Raw genomic sequence first — 21,156 nt, forward strand, 5'->3', positions numbered from 1 at the left:
GAAGTGGCAAAGGGGAAGCGCCGCCGTTGACGCTAACAGCGCCTTGTGAATGAGCGATGAAGGCGACGTTAAAGGCGCGTTGCTGCGGGGAGGCGAACGCATGAGCGCTATTCTGGGTGCGCGATGAAAGTGAAACGGGTGGCGGTATATTGCGGGTCGGCGAGTGGGAACGATCCGGTGTTTCTGGCGGAGGCAAAGGCGCTAGGAAGCGCGATTGCCGCAGCCGGGCTTGGCCTGGTGTATGGCGGCGCGAGCGTGGGCTTAATGGGAGCCGTTGCAGATGCGGCGCTCGCGGGCGGCGCCGAAGTGATCGGTGTGTTGCCGGAGGTACTTTCCGGCAGTGAGATTGCACATCGCGGTTTGACGCGGCTTGAAATGGTTCCGACGATGCACGAGCGCAAGGCGCGCATGGTGAAGCTGGCGGATGCCTTTCTGATGTTGCCGGGCGGCTACGGAACGCTGGACGAGATGATGGAGATCGTGACGTGGAAGCAGCTTCGCCTGCATGCCAAGCCCTGCATCCTGATCAACACTGCAAATTACTGGGATGGCCTTCTGGCATTTCTTGATCGCGCAGTGGAGGCCGGGTTTCTGAAGGCGGAGAATCGGAGGCTGCTGGATGTGGTGGGGACGGCGGCTGAGGCGGTGGATCGGGTGAGTGAGTCGTTCTGAAAACTCAGGACTGACAACTGAAAACGGAAACTACTCCACCGTCAGGTTCTTGAGAAACAAGTCGTAATCCTTCATCGACGGCGTTTCGATGGACGCGGCCAAGTCCAAAATGACCACGTAAAACAACCTGCCCGGGATGCGCTTCTGCGTTTGAGTGGGATGGAAATACTGCAAGCCTTTGTTCGGATCGGTTTGGGGCGGCTCCCACGGAGATTCGAAGAGGAGGCCCGGGAATTCAGGCTCATCGCGCTCAAAGACCAAGATGTGGCCGTGCCCATCGCCATCCCCTTTGTACATTCCCGGTTGCACTCCCTTCATCGCGAGACAGGTCGTTGCAGGGCAGCGCGAAGCAACGAATTGTTCGAATTTACCTTTGTGCATGAATTTCTTAGCGTATTCGTCAAGACTCTGGCCGGGCGGTGGACGCTGCACCATGAGAAGAATGCTTGGCCGAAGGTCTTTCGTTACGGCCTTGTAGGGGCCGGAATAGAACCATGCGACGCATGAACCGTTGTTGAACGCCATTTGATTCACAGACCAGTTGCCGGGGGTGATGAGTCGCGCGCCGCAAAGTGTGGCGGTGAACTGGATGTCGTCTCCGGATTTCTCGGCCTGCCAGACATCTTTGGGTTGATACTCCTTCCCTGGATCGTATGGGTCGAATCGCTTCTGCGCAGTGTCGACAAGAAAGGTTTGCATCTGCGTCATAGGAACGTGGAGCTTGTCGAGATATGCGGGGGCACGCAGCACGTGTGCGGGCATGCTGGTGATCGTCGCGCAGGCCATGTAATCTCCCCAGAAGGAAGCCGGGAGCTGATCCCATGGGTGCGCGGCTTCAATCGCGAGAAATTCTTGTGCGCCGGGCTTGGTTTCGAGAGTCTGGCAGAACAGACTGGCGTGGAACCACGAGGCGCGGAAATCATTCGGGGCGAGTTTGCGGGCGGTCTCAAACGCGGCGACTGCCTTCTCGTGGCTGTCGGGGACGTCGAGGTTGTAGGCGTAGTGAGCGACGAGGCCGGCGAGCAGTGCAAGTTCTTCGTTGTCGGGATGCTTTTGAAGCGCGGCTCCCAGAAAACCAAGATCCTTGTCCAAGCGGTCGGCCACGTTCTTTTTGGCGATCGCATAATCCCATTTGTTTGTCCACGCGCTGGCATAGGGTTCGAGCTGACGAGCATCGTCGAGGGCGGCGAGAACCGAGGTCTCCTGGGGAAGAGCGTCGGCGTGGATCGCGGCGATGTCTGCGAGCGCGGGAGTTGCCGAGAATGCGACCAGGAGCGTGGAGAGCAGCGCAAAAGTCCGGCGCATGAATGCCTCGCGGTTGGAGAGATGGGATAAGTGTAATAGTTCGGACGATAGAGAAGAGGTGGTTATCTGCGCTTTGCACGTTCGCGCTGGAGTTCGCGGTAGAGCTCACTCTTAGATTGGCCTAGTTCGCGGGCGAGGCGTTTGAGAGATTCTTTTTCGTCGAGGTTGGATTCGGATTGGAGCCGGGCGATGCGGGCGGAGATGCTTTCCCTGGTCTCTGATGTGAGACCTGGGGCACCCGGATTTTTGAGGGGAACCTCGATGAGCAGAGTGAATTCGCCGCGAATACGATCGCGGGCGACGAGATCGCGGCGCACATCGGCGACGGTGCCGCGGAGAAATTCTTCGTGGAGCTTGGTGATTTCGCGGGCTGCGACTACGCGCAACGCTGGACCGAAGACAGATTCGAGATCGGCGAGGGTTTCGGCGATGCGGTGGGGCGCTTCGTAGAAGATCACGGTCTGCGCGGAGTTGCGGGGCTGGGCGGCTAGGCTTTCAAGCGCGGTGCGGCGGGCGCCGGCTTTCTCCGGCAGGAATCCGAGGAACTGGAATTCGCCGGTGGGCAGGCCCGATGCGATGAGGGCGCTGAGAGCGGCATTGGCACCGGGGATGGGGATGACGGGAACGCCTGCGGCGATGGCTTCTGTGACAAGCCAGGAGCCGGGATCGCTGATGCCGGGCATGCCCGCATCGGAGACGACAGCGATGGTACCGCGGTTCTTCAATGCCGCGATCAGTTCGGCTGCACGATCGCGCTCGTTGTGCTGATGGAAGCTGACAGTCGGCGTGGTGATGGCGAAATGGTTGAGGAGCTTTTGCGTTTGGCGTGTGTCTTCGCATGCGATGCGGTCGGCGTGCTTGAGGACTTCAAGAGCGCGGAGGGTGATGTCGCCGAGGTTGCCGATGGGCGTGGCGACGAGGTAGAGGCCGGGAGCGAGTTCTTCTGGCATTGCTTAGAACATGGTAGTGCCTCGCGGTTCCGACCGAATTCAAGGCGAGGAATTGCCAAAGGGAACAGTACGCGACGACACATCGCGCAGGCCTTTTCCAGTCTCGCGTGTAAAGCTGCCACCAACCCGCTTGCGGTGATTCGAAAGCGTTGCGATCATCAGTAGGTTCGCAGGCGTTACCATGTTTCGAGATTGGGACCGTTGTGCAGAAGTGATCTTGATGAGGAGGAGGCTGTATGGAGCTGAGACGCAGGATGACATTGGCAGGGTGCGTTGTTTTCGCTTCGGTGATGTTGAGTGGACGGGCAGCGTGGGCAGTTGATCCGTGTTCGCTGCTGACGACTGGGCAGGCAGCGGCGGCGCTGGGCGTGCCGGACGTCAACGCAGGGGCGGGTGCGAACAGGTGTATTTGGACTCCCAAGAAATATAAACAGGGGGCGGGACAGCTTACGATTTTGCTTGAAGGCGCGAACGATGGGGCGAAGATGATGGGACAAGGGACTGCCGTGAGCGGAATAGGCGATGAGGCGATCCAGACGGTGGTCGGGAACGGTGCGGTGCTGCACGTAAGGAAGGGGAATACGTGGTTTGTGGTGAACGTGCACGGAGTTCCACCGGCCCAGGCCACGCAAGTGGAGCAGACCGTGGCGAAAGAGATCGTCGGGAAAATTTGAGGTGGCTGTACCTACTCGGCGTTCTGGGCTTCGATGCGGCGTTGTTCGGCTAGCAGAGACATCGAACTCATCAGGTTCTGCACACTGACAATGCCGACTACTTTGCCACTCTCAGTGACGGGAATGAGCGAGAGGCCCTGGCCGCCGGAGATGCGGCGGATGGTGGTGCCCAGCGTGTCTTCAGGGCGCGCGACCTGGAAAGCGCGCGACATGATGGACTGGATGTATCCGTTGCCGTCGTTGCGCAGCGCGTCGACGATGCGCTGTCGTGAGACGATGCCGACCAGTTGCGGTCCGCGGACCACCGGGAAATCTTCCTGCAGGGAGTGAACGCAACGGACGAGCGCGTCGGCCAGTGTGTCGGACGGAGAGAGCGTGGCGAAGTCGGTCAGCATCACTTCGCGCATGTGGACGGTGTCGACCACCGACTGGAAGAAGACGCCCTGATCCTCGACCTGCGCCGCGATCATGATGAAGAATCCGGCGATGATGAGCCAGTAGGCTTGCAGCGCCATGCCGGTGATCATCACCGCAAGGGCGATAAGCTGTCCGATGCCCGAGGCGGCGCGGCCTGCAGGCGAGAGTCCGTGAGTGCGAGCGAAATTGCCGCGAAGCAGGCGGCCGAAGTCAAGTGGATAAGCGGGAAGCAGGTGCAGCAGGCCAAGTCCCGCCTGCATCCAGACCATGCTGCGCAAAAGGTAGGCAGCAGTAATGAGGGGGCGGCCGAGCAGGCGAACATCTCCGCCTGCGCCGATGAAGGCCGCGGCGAGCATCAGCGCGGTTAAGCAGTTGGCGAGCGGCCCGGTGAGCGCCATGGCGAATTGGCCGAAGCCCTGGTTCGAAGCCTCCTGGCTCTCAGGGTTGGCATAGGCGAAGAGGCCGCCGATGGGGAGCAGAACCACGGCGCGCAGTTTCAGATTGAGATAAGCAGCCATCATCAGGCGCGCAGCCTCGCGGACCACCACGGCCAATACGCAAACGAAGAACAGGGCCACGCCGCGCACGACTCCAGCCGTGGCGCTGAGACCGAGACAGACCAGCAGAAGGGCAGGGAAAAAGACGTGCATGCGCATCTCCACGCCCATCCATCGACCCAGCGGTATGGTCCAGCCACGCATACACAGATTGTAGTTGTTACCACCTCATCGACGAGGAGCTGTCGATCCACCCCAAAAAGCAAAGAGCGCTTTCCGGGGGCCCCGGTCGATGGGGACCCCCGTTGTTACCAGCCCATCGACGAGGACCGGTCGCCGGGGACTCCGGTGGTTCTGCCCGAGAGGCACCTTTCTTATATGCTGATTCGCGATGCGGGTAATTGCGGGAACGCTGCGGCGAAGGATGCTGGAGGCTCCGGCGGGGCTGGGGACACGTCCCACGAGCGACCGGCTGCGCGAGACGCTGTTTAATGTACTTGCGCCGCGCATGGAGGGTGCTCGGTTTCTGGATTTGTACGCTGGATCGGGCGCGGTGGGCATTGAGGCTGCGAGTCGTGGAGCTGCGAACGTGGTGCTGGTGGAGCGTGCCGAGCCGGCGCTGAAGGTGTTGGGCGCAAATCTTGAAAAGCTCGGCCTGCGAGGCGGTGTACGGGTGGAAGCGGTGAGCGCCGGCGCATTTCTTCGGCGCGTGAGGCCGGAGGGTTCGCTGCTGCGGTTTGACGTGGTGTTTCTCGACCCGCCGTACGAGGCCGCTGAGGAGTACGCGACGGCGATGGGATTGCTGGGCGGCGCGGCGGTGAGCTTGCTGGGCGAGGACGCCGTGGTGATTGCAGAGCATCGGCGCAAGCAGAAGCTCGAGGATGGGTATGGGACTTTGCGCAGGGTGCGGGTACTGGAGCAGGGGGATGCCGCACTGAGCTTTTATAAATTTGCTTCCAGCTTCTAGCTACTAGTTTTTAGTCTTCAATCCTGGACAGAGATAGGACTTTGGTGCGGCGCGGAGAGATGATTGCGAAGCGTAAGATGGGGCGGATTACGGAGAGAGAGCGCGTGAAGACGATTCTGAAGTTTGCAATTGCGCTGGGTGTGTTGCTGGGGAGTGCGGGCGTGTGGGCGCAGGGTGCGCCGAAGTGGGTGATTGGCCGATTCACGCGGCCCGCGACGGGGAATCCGGTGGTGTCACCGAATCCAGCTTCGACGTTTGAGGATCCGATTCTGCATAAACTGGTTGCCTGGGAGGCGCTCCACACGTTCAATCCGGCAGCGATTGTGCGCCGCGGCAAGATCTACGTGCTGTATCGCGCGGAGGATAATTCCGGCGCGATGGAAATTGGTGGGCATACTTCAAGGCTGGGATTGGCAGAGAGTAGCGACGGCATCCATTTCAAGCGCTTGGGAGAGCCGGTGTTCTATCCAGCCGACGATGACCAGAAAGCGCGCGAGTGGCCGGGCGGCGTCGAAGATCCGCGAATTGTGGAACGCGACGACGGCACCTATGTGCTGACCTATACGCAATGGAACCGCAAGACCTATTCCGTGGGAATTGCGACCTCGCGCGATTTGAAGCACTGGACGAAGTATGGGCCGGCATTTCTGACGGCCCTGGGCGGCAAATACGCGAACCTGATGTACAAGTCGGCTGGCATTGTCACGCAGTTGAAAGGTGGCCGCCTGATTGCGGCGAAGATTGCGGGGCGCTATTGGATGTACTGGGGCGAAGGGTCCGTCAAGCTTGCGACCTCGGACGATGCGATTCACTGGATTCCGGTCGAAGACATGCATGGGAAGCTGGTGGAACTGCTGCGGCCGAGAGCAGGGCACTTCGACAGCACATTTCCCGAGACCGGTCCGCCGCCTGTGCTGACCAGTGCGGGAATCGTGATGCTCTACAACGGAAAGAACGCGACGGAAGGTGGGGGCGATCCTGCGCTGGGTCCGAATGCGTACGCGGCGGGGGAGGCGCTATTTGAGACGTCGAATCCGGCAAACCTGCTGTCACAGATCGACGAGCCGGTGTTGATGCCGGAGTTGCCGTATGAAAAGACCGGACAGTACGCGGCCGGAACCACGTTTGCCGAGGGGTTGGTGTTCTTTCACGGGAAATGGTTTTTGTATTACGGATGCGCGGATTCACTGGTCGCCGTGGCGACGGCTCCGGCAGAGGCGATGAGTGCGGAGTCGCTGCGGATGGCGCCTTCGACAACAACCGCGCCCGGAACTCCGGTTATCCCATCTGCGGGGGTTGCGCCGCCGGGAGCCGAGGCGAATGCGCGTGGGTTCTATCTACATGGCGGTGACACGGTCGTGTTCTACGGCGACAGCATCACGGAGCAGAACTACTACAACCAGTATGTTGAGCTTTACACGGCGACGCGCTTCCCGTGGATGCGAGTGCATTTCTACGGAGCGGGCGTGGGCGGCGATCGCGTGACGGGCGGCGGGGGAGGCCCGATCGATCAGCGGCTGGAGCGCGATGTGTTCTCAGAGAAGCCGACCGTCGTGACGGTGATGCTGGGAATGAATGACGGCGGGTACCAGGCCACGACGGACGAAATTGAGCAGACGTATGTGAAGGGCTACGAGCACCTGCTCGATTCGATCCGCGAACATGTGCCCGGCGCGCGGCTCACGCTGCTGGGGCCGTCGCCCTATGACGATGTGACACGACCGGTTACGTTTCCCGGAGGGTACAACGCGGTAATGCGGCATTTCGCCGACGTGGATCAATCGCTGGCGGATAAATACGGCGCGGCCTTTGTAAATCTGAATCCGCCAGTGATTACGGCGATCCGGAAGGCCGATGCGATGGATCGGAAACTTGCGGTATTGCTGTTGCCGGACCGCGTGCACCCCGATCCGCTGGCGCACTGGGTGATGGCAGAGGCGTTACTGAAGGGATGGCATGCCCCGGCGCTGGTATCCGATGTCACGGTAGACGCGCACGCAGGTGTCGTGACCCAGGCGCGCAATGCCAGCGTAGGCCAGGTGGAGCAAACAGACGGCGCGTGGAAGTGGACGGAAGTGGAAGATGCGTTGCCGTTACCCCTGACGCGGAGCAATGCAACGCAGGCTCTGCTTGAGGATTTGACGGACATCGAGCAGCAGCTCAACCAGGAAACCTTGCGCGTGACGGGACTGGCAGCGGGACAGTACAGGCTAAGCATTGATGGTGATGCTGTGGACACGTTTTCGCCGGATGCGCTTGAAAATGGGATCAACCTGGCGGATTACGGGACGGCGATGTTTCACCAGGCACAACGGGTAAGCTGGCTGGTGCGCGATCGCGATGAGACTCATTACATTCACCTGCGCATGCGGGTGCGCAATGCGGATTCCGGCGCCGAAGAAGGGAAGGATGTGATGCAGGCGTTTGAAAATTCGCTGGAAGACTCGATCTATGAAGCGGCCGTACCCAAGCCGCATGTCTTCCGGCTCACGCCCGTCGCGACGGGTACGTCTGAGAGCACACGGTGAAGTTGGCGCACGTGCAAGGACGATGAGGAGGGTGTGATCGCGGAGATTTCGTTGAAGTCGGTGCTGGAAACAGAAGGCGCGGAGTTGCGCGAGGTCTCGACCCACGCGGCGGGTCCGGAAGGCATGCTACCGCTGACGGCAGAGATGCTGGTCACGGAGCCTTCGGGGAATCTTTTTGGCCTGAGCCAGAACGCGGGGATGGGGTGGGAGGCTGCGCGGTTGCTCGATCCGGAGTTTCTGATTCTCAGCACGCATGGCGGACTGCGCGCCGAAGATGGGCGACCGATCGCGCTCGGATTTCATACTGGACACTGGGAAGTGGGGCTGCTGGTTGCGGAAGCGGCGCGCGAACTGCGGGCGCTGCGGGCGATTCCATTTGCGGGCGCATGCACCGATCCGTGCGACGGGCGGACGCAGGGCACGACGGGGATGATGGATTCCCTTCCCTTTCGGAATGATGCGGCGATGGTGCTGCGTCGGCTGATGCGGTCCTTGCCCACCGGTAAAGGCGTCCTCGGCGTCGCGACGTGCGACAAGGGTCTGCCGGCGATGATGATGGCGCTGGCTTCGGCGGGAGCGTTGCCTGCGGTGCTGGTGCCAGGCGGTGTCACGCTGTTGCCCGAATCGGGTGAGGATGCGGGCAAGGTGCAGACCATCGGAGCACGGTTTGCGCAGCAGCAAATCACGCTGGAATATGCGGCGGAGGTGGGTTGCCGTGCGTGTGCATCGCCGGGAGGTGGATGCCAGTTCCTGGGGACAGCGGCGACGGCGCAGGTGGTAGGTGAGGCACTTGGCCTGGCGCTGCCGCATACGGCGCTGGCGCCCTCGGGGCAACCGATCTGGCTGGATGCGGCGAAGCGATCTGCACGTGCAATCATCCGGTTGCATGAATCGAAACTAGGTGCGCGGGATGTGTTGACGGATGCTGCGGTGCGGAATGCAATGGTGCTGCACGCGGCGTTCGGTGGGTCGACGAATTTGTTATTGCATTTGCCCGCGATTGCGTTTTCGGCGGGATTGAAGCGGCCTGGACGTGCGGACTGGGAGCAAGTGAATCGCACAGTGCCGCGCCTTGTTGACGCGCTTCCGAATGGACCGCGTGGTTTTGCGACCGTGCAGGTGTTCCTCGCCGGTGGGGTGCCGGAGGTGATGCTGGTACTGCGTTCGGCAGGTCTTTTAGATACAAGTGTAAAGACGGTTACGGGCGATGCGCTCGATGCGAGTCTCGACTGGTGGCGCGACAGCGAGCGGCGACACGCGCTGCGCAAAAGGTTGAAGGAACTGGATGGAATCGACGCCGATGACGTAATCATGACTCCGGATCGTGCGCGGTCGCGTGGGTTGACGGCGACGGTTTGTTTTCCCGTGGGGAATCTTGCGCCGGAAGGGTCGGTGATCAAGAGCACGGCGATCGATCCTTCGCTGATCGGCGAAGACAATGTCTTTCGCCATCGTGGGCCGGCGCGGGTATTTACGACGGAGACGGCGGCGATTGCGGCGATCAAAGCCGGGTTGATTGGGCACGGCGACGTGATCGTGCTGATTTGCGGCGGCCCGAAGGGCGCGGGAATGCAGGAGATCTACCAGGTGACGTCGGCGCTAAAGCAACTGGCGCATTGCAAGCATGTTGCCGTATTGACGGACGCGCGCTTCAGCGGTGTTTCCACGGGCGCGTGTATCGGACATATTTCGCCGGAGGCGCTGGCGGGCGGACCGATCGGGAAGGTAGTGGAGGGCGACCTGATTGAGATTGTGGTCGATCGCGAGAGGCTGACGGGATCGGTGGATCTGGTGGGCGACGCCGATGGCACGTGGAGAGCCGAAGAAGCCGCGCTGAAATTGACGGAAAGACAGCTGCGTGTGGACTTGGAGCCGCACCCAGCGCTGCCGGAGGATACACGCCTGTGGGCGGCGCTGGTTGAGGTGAGCGGCGGCGTTTGGGGGGGATGCGTGTACGACACGGAGAAGATTGTGGCTGCGCTGGGGACTGCGAAGTCGGCCGGTTGAGCTTCGCGGTATCCCACTCATGACGCGATGAAACTGCGTCATGAATGGGGCACCCAGTATTGTGACAGAGTGAGCGACGTTAAAGAGCAACCGCAGGGTTGCGGGTTGGCGGGCCCGGGGTAAGACTGAATTTGGAGGTCGGACGGAGTGAATCGGCGAAGTTTTCTGGGTGCGCTGACGGCGGCAGGTGCGCTTGCCGGGTCGACAATGTCGAAAGAGATGGCGGCGGAGGCGGTGCGCTGTCCGGATCGTCCCGATGGATTGACTCCGCTGAAGATCGATGCCGTGGAGTTGATCGTGTTGCGTGGGCATTATACGGAGGAGGCTGGTGTAGATCATCAGCCCCAGGTCAATCCACTTGATGTGTATGACGTCTACCGGCGTGCTCCCTACAAAGACAAGCCCGATGGAACGCGAGAGGTGCAGGCCGAGGCGATCTACATCCGGATTCGCACGGCGGCTGGGTTGGATGGGTTGTACGGTCCGATCGATCGCGAGCCGGCAACCATTGTGCTCGAAGATCTGCAGCATTTCCTGATTGGCAAGGATGCACTGGCCGGCGAGGTCGTGTGGGACCAGATGTATCGTTCGAACCGGCAATCGCGCGCGGGGATCTTCATAATGGCGATCAGCGCGGTCGATAACGCGTTGTGGGATCTGCGCGGAAAGTACTACGGAGTACCGGTGTGGCGGCTGCTGGGCGGACCATCGCGCGACAAGGTGGAGATGTATGCAAGCGCGCTGGGCTTTTCGCTGGAACTGGACGAGGTGCGGAAGAGGGCGACGGAACTCAAGAGCCAGGGGTTTCGCTACCAGAAGTGGTTTATCGGCTATGGGCCCGGCTCCGGCCCCGAGGGCATGCGCAAAAACATCGAGCTGGTGAAGACGCTGCGCGAGACGCTCGGCGACGATTACGAGATCATGTTCGACGCCTACAGCGGCTGGGATCAGGATTATGCGCTGGAGTGGGCGCGGCAAGTCGAACAGTACCGGCCCTACTGGATGGAAGAGGTCACGCATCCGGAAAAGCTCGACAGCTTTGCGGCGATCCGGCAGGGAACAACCGTGCCGCTTGCAGCAGGCGAACATTTCTACGGGCGATGGGAGGTGGAGCGATATTTGCAGGCCCGGACGCTGTCAGTGGTGCAGGCGGATCCCGAGTGGTGTGGCGGTGTGAGCGAGCTGGTGAAGGTCGGCACGGTGGCATCCCTGCACGATGTGCGCGTGATTCCGCACGGGCACAGCCTGCGCGCGGCGGTGCATACGATACTGAGCCAGTCGCCGATGACGTTCCCGCTGGGCGAGTACTTAGTGACGAAGATGCGGCACTATCATCACTTTGAAAAGAATCCGCCGGTGGTAGAACAGGCGCTTATTGCGGCGCCGACGGGGCCGGGGTTCAATGTTCAACTCGATGAAACGAAGATCGAATCGCAGAAACTGCTGACGGTGAGTTGAGGCCGTCGGCCTTCTAACCTATCTTTCAGCTTTTGACAAGCGGAAACGCCGTGATGCGCAACTTTGCGGTTGCGTATGGAATGAGTGTGATCTCTTCTTCCGGCTCGTTGCTGGCAACCGGGCTTTGCGGAAGCGGATCTGCGGCTCCGTCTTCGGCGCGCCATGCAGGAACCTTCCGCGCTTTTACGCGAAGCTGGATCGGAGCGGTTTTTCGCGCAAAGGGAATGTCCCCCAGTTCGGAATCTGCAACTGCGATGTTCGCGGCAGGATTTTGCGGATCGACGTTAACGGCGTAGTTCCACGGCGTGGTTGGGTACACCTGCCAGTCGGCGGTTATGCCGCGGTCGCGGAGCTTTACCCAGTCTTCGCCGATGCCGTACGAGAAGACCAGCGGACCGCGTTCAATGGCGATCGAGTCGTTGAACCAGCGGGAGATCCGCGGCTGCATCGGGAACCTTATTTCGATCTGGTCTCCGGATCTCCAGATCCGTTCGATGCGCGCGAATGTCCCCGCCTTGGCTTGGGGCTCAGGCTTGCCGTTGACCTTGATTGAGGCATCGGTTGCCCATGCTGGAATGTGCAGTTGCAACGGAAATAACAGGGGTGCGGCAGGTCTGATGGTGAAACTCACGTCACCGCGGAAGGGATAATTGGTCTCTTCGACAATGTGAACCGCGGTTCCGCGCAGCGAAGTACGCACCTCGCACGGGGCATACACTGCCGCGACGAGACCATCGTGCGTATCGGTGTTTTGATCGCCTGAAAGCAGGAATAAACTGGCGGCAAATTTGGGCCAGCCCTGGTTGAAGTTAGCGGTGCAGCAGCCGAAGTTCGGTTCGAGGCCGAAGAGATTCGATTCCGGTCCGTCGCTTACCCAGGGCTTGTGGTGCAGGCTGCACTCTACCTGGTTGGGTTCCTGGTTATATTGGTGCGCCCACATGTCGTCGGTAAGCGTGCCGGGGAGGGCGTTGAAGGCCAGCTTCTCAAGCCGGTCGCCAAAGGTTGAGTCGCCCGTAATCGCTAAGGCGCGCTCCAGCGAATACATGTATTCGACCACGGTGCAGAGCTCGGAGCCTTGTGAAGGATCGCGGCCGGAAAGATGTTCGTCGCAGGAGAACATGCCGTTGGGCAGGCCATGGTACTTGTTGAGTTCAGCAATCATCTGCGCGGCCGCTTTGCGATCGGTGTCGGAACCGGACACGAGCGACCAAACCGGTCCGGTCTTCACGGCCTGGCCGTTGTTCACTCCATGTGTGGCGAGCGCAAGATCCTTGAGTCCGCCGCCTTCGTTCAGCTTGATGAATTCGGCGGTGATCTTCTGTTTGAACTGGAAGTTCGCGTACTGCGACATCCAGTCGTATCCCTGCTGATAGAGCAGGCGAGCGAGGTCGAGCAGGTACGCAGAGGCGGTGCGGTTGTAAAGCCAAATCACGCTCAGCAGCTCATCCTGCCAGCGGAACTTGCCCCAGTCGCGCAGGGGTCGCTGGGGGAGCGCGCCAAGTTGATAGCGAAAGTAGCGGTCCATCAGGGGAACAACGCGCGGGTCGCCGGTGAACTCCTGGTATTGCGTGAGGGCTTTGAGGACGACGATGCGGGGCCACCAGTCGTCGTTCGAGGTGGGACCGATCATTCCGTTGGGAGCCTGGTGCGTCAGGATCCAGTCGATGTACTTCTGCGCTTTGGCTTTCAGTCGCGTGTCATCGAGCAGCCATGCAAGCGGGATGAGTCCGTCGAGAAAGTACGGGCCACGCTCCCACGACTCGCCGGTACCGCCAAGCCATCCGCTGTTAGCGCCGACGTCGGGCCAGGTCTCGTCGAGGTGGCCGCTGAGTCCATTGGCCTGGATCTCAAGCTGGCGGCGCAACCAACCCGCAGGAAGCACGGAGCCGAGCGGCAGGGAATAGAAGGAGCCTGGATGAAGCGGCGCGCGGTCTTTCACCGTTGGGGAAGGTGGTGCATCGGTTGCGGCCCAAAGCGAATGCGTCGGTAGCGCGCAGGCGAGACTGGCCAGGCTGGATTGCTTCAGAAAACGGCGGCGGGTAGTGCGGAATGAACGCGACATACGGGATGAAACCATCGTCAACAGAGTAATGGAGCGGAAACGGATGAGGCGAAGGCGATAGAGTGGTTGGCATGAAAAATCTCCGGGCTCAGTTCGTCCTGTTCGCGCTGGTTCTTGTGTTCTGCGTGAATTCCTCTGCGCAATCGCAAGCAACTGCCGGCGCGGTAGAGTCCGCGTCATCGCCGCAGGAAGTGATCATCGATACCGATATCGGCGATGACATTGACGACGCATTTGCACTGGCCGTCGCGCTGAAGAGCCCCGAGCTGAAGATCCTGGGAGTGACCACGACATTCGGCAATACGGAAATGCGCGCGCGATTGCTGGACCGGTATCTGCGCGCGGTTGACCGAAGCGATATTCCGGTTTTTGCAGGGCCGATGACGAAGACCGACAACCTGATGACGCAGGCGGCGTATGCGAAGCGGGCACCGGAAAAGAAATTCGGCGATGGCGCGGCGTTTATTTTGCATGCGGCGCGCGAGCATCCGGGCGAGATCACGCTGATCGGCATCGGGCCGCTGTTCACTGTGCATGCTGCCATCGAACGCGATCCGGCGGCTTTCAAAAAGCTCAAACGCGTGGTCATCATGGGCGGTAGCGTGACTCGCGGCTACGGGCTTGACGCGCAAGGCAAGCCAAAACCGCCCGAGCCGGAGTGGAACATCCTGAACGATCCTGCCGGCTTGAAGGAGCTGCTGGCTTCCGGCGTCCCGGTCTTCATGATGCCGCTCGATTCGACCCAGGTGCCGCTCGATGCGAAGGACCGCGAGACCATCTTTGCGCACGGGTCGCCGCTGACGGATCAACTGACGCTGCTCTATCACGAGTGGATGGGAGGAACCCCCAACCACAGCCCAACGCCGACGCTGTTTGATCCGGTTGCCGTGACCTATACTTTCCGCCCAGATCTGTGCCCAGCCAAGCCGCTGCATATTGATGTGGACGATAAGGGAATGACCACCGTCGGAAATGGCGCACCCAACGCGCAGGTTTGCCTTGAGTCCGACGAGAGGGGGTTTCTCGCTCTGCTGCAAAAGCGGGTGGCCGAGCAGTAGACCACTTTCCGTTGGCATCGACTTTCATTCGGAAACAGGCTGAATCCGTAGTGATTCAGTCCCCGACCCCTCAGGTGTGCCCGCTATCACATCCGAATCCATTGACAACGCCGGAAAGTTAGAGAAAAATGACGGGTCGTTAGGATACTGCCCATTGGAGCGCGCATAAGAGGGAGCGTGAGAATCATGCAGAATTGGAAGACTTTAGGTGTGCTGGCGGTAATGAGTTTCGGGTTTGCGGCCGTTGGATGCAAGTCGGCACCGGATTTGACGCCGACCCAGGCACTGGCGTTGGTGCAGGCCAAGTATGACCAGACGCCGCCAGTTGCGACGACCGTCCTGGTCAATGAGACAGGGATCCGCGCAGGGGTCACGGCGAAGCTTTGGGAGAGGACCAAGGTCTATCCCAACAAGCTGTGGGCCGATTTCAAGCTCACGCCGGAGGGCAAGAAGGCCGTAACACTGCCCGGAGGCGGCGACGTGATCGAGTGGCGTCCGGAGAATCAGGCTGACACGAACTACACGGTCGTGGTGATGACAGTTGTTGCAAATCACTTGAGGGCGCATGACATGGACGACCTGCAGGACGAGATGCTTGCTGGTTCGGGCACCGCCAAGGAGGGGAAGTACACCGAGGGCGTGAATCTGACAGGCGTGCCGCAAGTGCTCGATGATATCGCACACAATCCCGGCAACAAGCTCAGCACCAAGAAGCAGGCAGATTTCGCGCTGGAGAACGGAACCTGGGTGCTGAAATCGATCGAATAGAGGGCAAACTCGGCAATTCAAGACACCTTCAGCCGTCGCCAGTTCCATTCGATGTTTCAGCGAGCAATGATGCTCGATAGACTGTGCACCGAGATCAGCAGCCCAACGACAGGAAGCACTATGTCCAGGGAAGTTCTGCGATTGTCTGCGCTCTGCTCAGTGTTCGCTCTGGTAGCTGGATGCGGTGGCAGTTCCGGAGGCAGTTCAAATGCCGGAGGCGGCGGAGGTGGAACTCCGACTGCCGTCACTCTTAGATTTACGGTCGGCACGCCGGCGGCTCTTGCTGCGCGGATTGGGTCCGGGGCGTTTACGGCACAAACCCTCAGTTCCGGCTCTTTGAGTCTCTCGATTCCCAGCGGCACCACCACTTTTTCGGTGGCATATGCATGCACCCTGGTGAGCGGCACGATTAATCTGCCCGAGCAGTTTGTGTATGAGATGAGCACTGCGGATGGTACTGCTTTCACGCTGCCGTGCCCAACATCCCAATCGACTGGGCAGACGGGGATTCTTACCGGAAACATCGACGCGAGCGGAATTTCCGGCGCGACGGAATCAGACATCGCTACCGCAAACAGTGCGCTGACGACGGTAAGCGGGGTTGCCCTGAATGGGAGCTTCAGCGTAAGCGCTCCGGCGGGATCTGACCGTGTGGAGGTGCTGGCCTACAACGTTGTCCAGCAGGGGTTTGTCAGGCCGGTGAGCTTGCTTGCCGCCAGGAACTTCGCCAGTCAGCCGGTTCCAGGTGCGCTCAACGGTGGGAATGCGGTGATCCTGGGAGCCGCGGATCAAACGACATCGCAGTCCATTGCATATAACAATGTTCCGTCGGGATACGCGGCTCCGACCACTTCCGTTGGACTCGCAATGGGCGGCTCCGGTGGGTTTACGGTCGGCGGCTCGCTGACAAATCAGTACCCGGCGCTTCCGGCGGGTGCGCTTCAGAGCGGCGACGTGTACGAGTTCACCGCTTCGGCCTCGAACAGTTCCAAGGCAACCGAGGCGGCCTATGTCCTACAGAATTCGAGCAGCGGCGGTCCTATGACCCTGACGTTTCCGCCGGCATGGGCTTTTGCGGGACCAACACCGGCGGCTCTTCCAACTTTCAACGTCGCCTACTCTGGATTCTCGGGCAAGTCTGGGGTTTCGGAGTCCGCCTCACTCGGATGGTTCACGGGCGCCAGCACGGAGATCTTTTATCAAGTCTCTGCCACAGCGAATTATCTGGATAGCTCTACAAGCCTTGTGTTTCCAGATCTTTCCGGGTTAACTGGCTTTGTGGCTTCTCCCTCCTCAGGAACAGTTGTAAGCTGGACCGCGGTTCTTTTGCAGGAATCCGCTGGGATTCTCCAGGCGAATTCTGCGAATTCGACCGGTGTCGCAGTCGTGAATAGCGGAAGCTATACCGTTCCGTGAGAGCCGCGATATCGAGCGGGTTTTCGATTGCAGATGGAAGCAGTCTCGGGGTGGAAAAGGATATTTCCGGGGCAAAGACGAAGTACGCGGTTGATTGCGTTGACCCCACCCCGGTTTCTTGTTATCTTTATAAGGTTCCGCAAGAACACGCCTATCCGTGTGTTTTAACGGCAGGTGAGTAACGGGAGATCCCGGGCCAGCAAGTTTAGCGGGGTCAGTTCCCGAGGCCACAAGCGGCAGAGTGTGGCCACAGTCCCCGAAACGCTCTTGTCTTGCAAAGGGCAGGGACACATCGCAACCCCGGGTGAAGGAAAGACGGGGAAGTGATATTTCGCATCGGTGCTCGCGCGTTTCTCCACCTTGGAGGGCTATGCGAGCCGGAACCGGCGAAACGGAGTTGGCTTTTCCCGCATAATGCGCGAAAACGACTGGCCACCGTCTCGGTTCTCGTCTGGTAGTGGAACGAAGGCAGACGCGAAGCAGCAACCTGGGCTTCCGTGCGCGTGCGCGCTGAAAAGTGCGCCCAGCGGCATGAGGAAGCTCGAAGGTCTGCGCGCGGCTGTGAGCAGGTTGGGTTTCAAGGTTTTTGGGGTAAGGAGTTTCAGTTTGCCGACATTTAATCAATTGGTTCGCAAGGGCCGTACGGCCCCCCGGTACAAGACGGCGTCTCCTGCATTGCAGGCCTCGCCGCAGCGGCGCGGTGTATGTACCCGCGTGTACACACAAACCCCCAAGAAGCCGAATTCGGCGCTGCGTAAGGTAGCCCGCGTGCGGTTGACCAACGGGATTGAGGTTACGACCTACATTCCCGGCATCGGCCACAACCTGCAGGAGCACTCGATTGTGCTGATCCGCGGCGGCCGTGTGAAGGATCTGCCGGGCGTTCGGTATCACGTTGTGCGCGGCACGCTGGATTCAGTGGGTGTGGCCAACCGGAAGCAGAGCCGCTCGAAGTACGGCGCAAAGCGCGCCAAGGGTGGAGCGGCGGCGGCCAAGAAGTAGTTTGCGGTTCCCAGGCGGAGTGGTGGTACCGGGACTGGGGCAACAGAACGGCGCTTAGGCGCGAAGGACTTTGAGGAACTATGCCGAGAAAAGGGCACATTGGGAAGCGGGAAGTCGCGCCGGATCCAGTTTACGGATCCACGCTGGTCACCAAGTTTGTGAACTCCATGATGTGGGGCGGCAAGAAGTCGACGGCCCAGGGCATCTTCTATCAATCCATGAAGAACCTTGAGGAGAAGGGCGGCGGAGACGACGCGCTGAAGCTCTTCAAGAAGGCGGTCGAGAACTGCAAGCCGCTGCTCGAGGTCAAGACTCGTCGCGTCGGCGGCGCCAACTACCAGGTTCCGATCGAAGTGAATGCGGATCGGCGTACCTCGCTGGCGATTCGCTGGCTCATCACCTACGGGCGTGCCCGCGGTGAGAAGGGCATGATCGACAAGTTAAGCAATGAGCTGCTGGACGCGGCCAATGGCCGTGGCGCGGCGATGAAAAAGAAGGAAGACGTGCACCGCATGGCCGAGGCTAACAAGGCCTTCGCGCATTATCGCTGGTAAGCGTGGACTGAAAAGATTTAGCCGGCAAGCAGGTTGGTCCGGCGCGAAGACCCTGAACGAGATGGGCTTTTGAACTGAAGGAAACGGCGGGAGTTGAATCCCGCAAGGATAAAGAGAAACCGTGGCTCGCACCATACCTCTAAGTCGTTGCCGGAACATCGGAATCATGGCGCACATCGACGCCGGTAAGACGACTGCGACCGAACGCATCCTCTTCTACACGGGCATCACGCACCGCATCGGCGAGGTGCATGAAGGCACCGCGACCATGGATTACATGGAGCAGGAGCGCGGCATTACCATCACGTCGGCTGCCACGACGTGCATGTGGAAGGACATTCGCATCAACATCATCGATACGCCGGGTCATGTGGACTTTACCGCCGAGGTGGAGCGGTCTCTGCGCGTTCTGGATGGTGCAGTTGCGGTGTTTGATTCTGTCTCGGGTGTGCAGCCGCAGACGGAAACGGTATGGCGTCAGGGCGACAAGTACAAGGTTCCGCGTATCTGCTTCGTGAACAAGATGGACAAGAACGGCGCCGACTTCGAGCACGTTCTGGACACTATTCGCAAGCGGCTAGGCGCACGTCCTGTGGCGCTGCAGATTCCGATCGGCGCCGAGTCGCACTTCAAGGGCGTCGTCGATCTTATCGAGATGAATGCCGTCGTGTGGCACGACGAGACGATGGGCGCCGAGTTTTCGATTGAACCGATTCCTGCCGATCTGCAGAAGAAGGCCGAGGCCTTCCGCTTGCAACTGATCGAAGTGATCGCCGAAACCGACGATGTGCTGCTCGAGAAGTTTCTGGAAGGCGAGACGCCGACCATTGAGGAACTCAAGAAGGGCATTCGCCAGGCAACCATCGATCTCAAGGTCTTCCCTGTGATCTGCGGAAGCGCATTCAAAAACAAGGGTGTGCAGACGCTGCTTGATGCGGTTGTCGACTATCTGCCGAGCCCGCTCGACAAGCCTCCGGTGGAGGGTCTCGATCCGCATGATCTGTCGCATACGGTCATTCGCAAGGCCGATGACAATGAGCCGCTGTCGGCGCTGGTCTTTAAGCTGATCAACGATCCATTCGGCAAGTTGTCGTTCATCCGCATCTACTCCGGTTCGCTGAAGACGGGCGACACGATTCTGAACCCGCGTACGGGAAAGACGGACCGCGTAGGACGCTTGGTGAAGATGCACGCCAACAAGCGTGAGGATATTTCCGAGATTTATGCTGGCGATATCTGCGCATGTGTGGGGCTGAAGGAATTGAAGACGGGCGACACGCTCAGCGATCCAAACCACCCGATCGCGCTTGGCGCCATCACGTTCCCTGAGCCTGTGATTCATGTGGCTGTTGAGCCCAAGACCAAGGCCGACCAGGAGAAGATGGGTATCGCTCTTTCGCGGCTCGCGGACGAAGATCCGACCTTCAAGGTGCATACCGACGAAGATTCAGGCCAGACGATTATCAGCGGCATGGGCGAGTTGCACCTCGAGATTCTTGTAGACCGCATGAAGCGCGAGCACAAGGTTGAGGCGAACGTGGGCGAGCCTAAGGTTGCATTTCGCGAAACGATTCGCAAATCGGCTGAGGCGGAAGGCAAGTACATTCGCCAGACTGGTGGTTCGGGCAACTACGGGCATTGCAAGCTGCGCGTCGAGCCGAACACTCCCGGTGCGGGTTACGAGTTCATCAACGACATCAAGGGCGGCGTGGTTCCGAAGGAATACATCAAGCCCATCGATCAGGGCGTGCAGGGTGCGCTGGAGCTTGGCATTCTGGCAGGCTACCCGATCGTGGACGTGAAGGTAACGCTGTACGACGGAAGCTACCACGAAGTCGACTCGAACGAAATGGCGTTTAAATTCGCCGGTTCGATCGCGTTCAAGGAAGCTGCACGCAAGGCGCACCCGGTGCTGCTGGAACCGGTGATGGCGGTTGAAGTCACGGTGCCCGAGGAGTTCATGGGCGTGATCATCGGCGACATCAACTCGCGGCGCGGGCGAATTGAAGGTATGGAGCACGCGGCAGGATCGCAGGTGATCAAGGCGATCGTTCCGCTGAAGGAGATGTTCGGCTACGTGAACGAGATTCGTTCATCGACACAAGGCCGCGCGTCGTATTCAATGCAATTTGCGCGCTACGAAGAGGCGCCGCGCATGATCGCCGATGAGATCATCGGCCGTGCGCAAGGGAAGTGATTTGAGGGATCAGAGGTCAGAGATCAGGGATCAGAAAGCAAGAGTGACTGAAACCTGAACCCTGAACCCTGAGTTTTGGGGCTGGAGCCGGAACGCCGGCGCCTCTGGGAGCAACGGGCAGTAGAAGCCACTGAAAGGGAATTGGATTTCTTATGGCGAAGGAAAAGTTTGATCGTTCAAAGCCGCATGTGAACGTGGGAACGATTGGTCACATCGATCACGGCAAGACGACGTTGACGGCGGCGATCACGAAGGTATTGCAGAAGCACAACCCGAAGAACACGTTCCGTTCGTTTGACTCGATCGACAACGCACCGGAAGAGCGGGAGCGCGGCATCACGATCGCGACGGCGCACGTGGAGTACGAGACGAAGAATCGGCACTATGCGCACGTCGATTGCCCCGGTCACGCCGACTACATCAAGAACATGATCACGGGCGCGGCGCAGATGGACGGCGCGATTCTGGTGGTGGCAGCGACTGACGGTCCGATGCCGCAGACCAAGGAGCACGTGCTGCTGGCGCGCCAGGTCGGTGTGCCCTACATCTTGGTGTTCCTGAACAAGTGCGATGCGGTGGAAGATGAAGAGCTGACGGACCTGGTCGAGATGGAAGTCCGCGAGC

General features: G+C 60.0%; 17 protein-coding genes. 13 read left to right on the plus strand and 4 right to left on the minus strand.

What is annotated here, in order from left to right:
* Nucleotides 1-123 precede the first annotated feature (123 nt).
* Nucleotides 124-672 carry an LOG family protein gene (locus WCA10_RS22545; protein ID WP_472824784.1) on the plus strand — a complete coding sequence of 183 codons (549 nt, stop codon included), beginning with the start codon at nucleotides 124-126 and terminating at the stop codon, nucleotides 670-672.
* 30 nt (nucleotides 673-702) lie between these two features.
* On the opposite strand, the gene WCA10_RS22550 is transcribed toward WCA10_RS22545, so the two are convergent.
* Complete coding sequence (locus tag WCA10_RS22550; protein ID WP_472824785.1) at nucleotides 703-1,977, minus strand: hypothetical protein; 1,275 nt, start codon at nucleotides 1,975-1,977, stop codon at nucleotides 703-705.
* Between the two features lie 62 nt (nucleotides 1,978-2,039).
* A complete protein-coding gene (gene rsmI / locus WCA10_RS22555) occupies nucleotides 2,040-2,927 on the minus strand; it encodes a 16S rRNA (cytidine(1402)-2'-O)-methyltransferase (protein WP_472824786.1) in 888 nt (295 codons plus the stop codon).
* A gap of 236 nt (nucleotides 2,928-3,163) precedes the next feature.
* Between rsmI and WCA10_RS22560 the strand changes: the two genes are divergently transcribed.
* Nucleotides 3,164-3,601 carry a hypothetical protein gene (locus WCA10_RS22560; RefSeq protein ID WP_472824787.1) on the plus strand — a complete coding sequence of 146 codons (438 nt, stop codon included), beginning with the start codon at nucleotides 3,164-3,166 and terminating at the stop codon, nucleotides 3,599-3,601.
* An 11-nt stretch (nucleotides 3,602-3,612) separates the two neighbouring features.
* Here the strand turns inward: WCA10_RS22560 and WCA10_RS22565 are convergent, their stop codons facing one another.
* Nucleotides 3,613-4,668, minus strand: a complete 1,056-nt coding sequence (locus WCA10_RS22565; RefSeq protein WP_472824788.1) for a CBS domain-containing protein — start codon at nucleotides 4,666-4,668, stop codon at nucleotides 3,613-3,615.
* A gap of 238 nt (nucleotides 4,669-4,906) precedes the next feature.
* Between WCA10_RS22565 and rsmD the strand changes: the two genes are divergently transcribed.
* The 4 genes from rsmD (at nucleotide 4,907) to WCA10_RS22585 (ending at nucleotide 11,475) form a co-directional block, all read left to right on the plus strand.
* Nucleotides 4,907-5,482, plus strand: a complete 576-nt coding sequence (gene rsmD, locus WCA10_RS22570; protein ID WP_472824789.1) for a 16S rRNA (guanine(966)-N(2))-methyltransferase RsmD — start codon at nucleotides 4,907-4,909, stop codon at nucleotides 5,480-5,482.
* 59 nt (nucleotides 5,483-5,541) lie between these two features.
* Nucleotides 5,542-8,010, plus strand: a complete 2,469-nt coding sequence (locus WCA10_RS22575) for a glycoside hydrolase family 130 protein (protein ID WP_472824790.1) — start codon at nucleotides 5,542-5,544, stop codon at nucleotides 8,008-8,010.
* 33 nt (nucleotides 8,011-8,043) lie between these two features.
* Nucleotides 8,044-10,017, plus strand: a complete 1,974-nt coding sequence (locus tag WCA10_RS22580; RefSeq protein ID WP_472824791.1) for a YjhG/YagF family D-xylonate dehydratase — start codon at nucleotides 8,044-8,046, stop codon at nucleotides 10,015-10,017.
* Between the two features lie 147 nt (nucleotides 10,018-10,164).
* On the plus strand, nucleotides 10,165-11,475 hold the full coding sequence (locus WCA10_RS22585; protein ID WP_472824792.1) for an enolase C-terminal domain-like protein: 1,311 nt from the start codon (nucleotides 10,165-10,167) through the stop codon (nucleotides 11,473-11,475).
* A 25-nt stretch (nucleotides 11,476-11,500) separates the two neighbouring features.
* Here the strand turns inward: WCA10_RS22585 and WCA10_RS22590 are convergent, their stop codons facing one another.
* Nucleotides 11,501-13,537 (minus strand): beta-L-arabinofuranosidase domain-containing protein, encoded by a 2,037-nt coding sequence (locus WCA10_RS22590; RefSeq protein ID WP_472824793.1) that lies wholly within the window; start codon nucleotides 13,535-13,537, stop codon nucleotides 11,501-11,503.
* Between the two features lie 71 nt (nucleotides 13,538-13,608).
* On the opposite strand from WCA10_RS22590, the gene WCA10_RS22595 reads away from it, so the two are divergent.
* The 7 genes from WCA10_RS22595 to WCA10_RS22625 form a co-directional block, all read left to right on the plus strand.
* Entirely contained in the window at nucleotides 13,609-14,595 is a 987-nt protein-coding gene (locus WCA10_RS22595) for a nucleoside hydrolase (protein ID WP_472824794.1), read from the plus strand.
* 186 nt (nucleotides 14,596-14,781) lie between these two features.
* Entirely contained in the window at nucleotides 14,782-15,363 is a 582-nt protein-coding gene (locus WCA10_RS22600) for a hypothetical protein (protein ID WP_472824795.1), read from the plus strand.
* A gap of 120 nt (nucleotides 15,364-15,483) precedes the next feature.
* The gene (locus WCA10_RS22605; RefSeq protein ID WP_472824796.1) at nucleotides 15,484-16,779 is read left to right on the plus strand and encodes a hypothetical protein; all 1,296 of its coding nucleotides are present in this window, start codon (nucleotides 15,484-15,486) and stop codon (nucleotides 16,777-16,779) included.
* 606 nt (nucleotides 16,780-17,385) lie between these two features.
* Nucleotides 17,386-17,781 carry a 30S ribosomal protein S12 gene (gene rpsL, locus WCA10_RS22610; RefSeq protein WP_472801967.1) on the plus strand — a complete coding sequence of 132 codons (396 nt, stop codon included), beginning with the start codon at nucleotides 17,386-17,388 and terminating at the stop codon, nucleotides 17,779-17,781.
* 80 nt (nucleotides 17,782-17,861) lie between these two features.
* Nucleotides 17,862-18,335, plus strand: coding sequence for a 30S ribosomal protein S7 (gene rpsG / locus WCA10_RS22615; protein WP_472824797.1), 474 nt, complete (start codon nucleotides 17,862-17,864; stop codon nucleotides 18,333-18,335).
* A gap of 121 nt (nucleotides 18,336-18,456) precedes the next feature.
* Complete coding sequence (fusA, locus tag WCA10_RS22620) at nucleotides 18,457-20,532, plus strand: elongation factor G (RefSeq protein ID WP_472824798.1); 2,076 nt, start codon at nucleotides 18,457-18,459, stop codon at nucleotides 20,530-20,532.
* A gap of 152 nt (nucleotides 20,533-20,684) precedes the next feature.
* On the plus strand, nucleotides 20,685-21,156 hold a 472-nt coding region (locus WCA10_RS22625; RefSeq protein ID WP_472824799.1), incomplete at its 3' end, for a GTP-binding protein.

It is taken from the genome of Occallatibacter sp., assembly GCF_049582745.1.
In the GTDB taxonomy this organism is placed as follows: Bacteria; Acidobacteriota; Terriglobia; order Terriglobales; family Acidobacteriaceae; genus Telmatobacter.